The sequence below is a fragment of the Haloarchaeobius pelagicus genome (assembly GCF_051207375.1).
Lineage (GTDB): Archaea > Halobacteriota > Halobacteria > Halobacteriales > Natrialbaceae > Haloarchaeobius.
In genome coordinates, this window is record NZ_JBPJZD010000007.1 from 1 (window position 1) to 1,304 (window position 1,304).

At 57.9% G+C, this 1,304-nt stretch carries 1 rRNA gene; it reads left to right on the forward strand.

Annotated elements, in window-relative coordinates:
* Positions 1-1,283: ribosomal RNA gene (locus ACSC1S_RS21800) — 16S ribosomal RNA — on the forward strand; the annotation flags it as partial.
* Between the last annotated feature and the right edge of the window lie 21 nt (positions 1,284-1,304).

Below are 1,304 nucleotides of genomic sequence, written 5' to 3' on the forward strand. Positions count from 1 at the left end.
GCTCCGGCGCTATAGGATGTGGCTGCGGCCGATTAGGTAGACGGTGGGGTAACGGCCCACCGTGCCAATAATCGGTACGGGTTGTGAGAGCAAGAGCCCGGAGACGGAATCTGAGACAAGATTCCGGGCCCTACGGGGCGCAGCAGGCGCGAAAACTTTACACTGCACGACAGTGCGATAAGGGGACTCCGAGTGCGTGGGCATAGTGCCCTCGCTTTTGTGAACCGTAGGGAGGTTCACGAATAAGAACTGGGCAAGACCGGTGCCAGCCGCCGCGGTAACACCGGCAGTTCGAGTGATGACCGATTTTATTGGGCCTAAAGCGTCCGTAGCCGGCCAGGCAAGTCTGTTGGGAAATCTGCTCGCTCAACGAGCAGGCGTCCAGCGGATACTGTTTGGCTCGGGACCGAGAGACTCAAGGGGTACGTCTGGGGTAGGAGTGAAATCCTGTAATCCTGGACGGACCGCCGATGGCGAAAGCACCTTGAGAGATCGGATCCGACGGTGAGGGACGAAAGCTGGGGTCACGAACCGGATTAGATACCCGGGTAGTCCCAGCTGTAAACGATGCCAGTTAGGTTTGGCGCGGGCTACGAGCTCGTGCTGTGCCGCAGTGAAGACGATAAACTGGCCGCCTGGGAAGTACGTCCGCAAGGATGAAACTTAAAGGAATTGGCGGGGGAGCACTACAACCGGAGGAGCCTGCGGTTTAATTGGACTCAACGCCGGACATCTCACCAGCTCCGACAGTATGCAGTGAAAGTCAGTGTGATGAGCTTACTTGAGCTACTGAGAGGAGGTGCATGGCCGCCGTCAGCTCGTACCGTGAGGCGTCCTGTTAAGTCAGGCAACGAGCGAGACCCGCACTCTTAATTGCCAGCAGCAGTTTCGACTGGCTGGGTACATTAGGAGGACTGCCAGTGCCAAACTGGAGGAAGGAACGGGCAACGGTAGGTCAGTATGCCCCGAATGAGCTGGGCTACACGCGGGCTACAATGGTCGAGACAATGGGAAGCCACCTCGAGAGAGGGCGCTAATCTCCGAAACTCGATCGTAGTTCGGATTGTGGGCTGAAACTCGCCCACATGAAGCTGGATTCGGTAGTAATCGCACCTCAGAAGGGTGCGGTGAATACGTCCCTGCTCCTTGCACACACCGCCCGTCAAAGCACCCGAGTGAGGTCCGGATGAGGCCATCGCAACGATGGTCGAATCTGGGCTTCGCAAGGGGGCTTAAGTCGTAACAAGGTAGCCGTAGGGGAATCTGCGGCTGGATCACCTCCACAGACCGGGACCGGGCAGTAT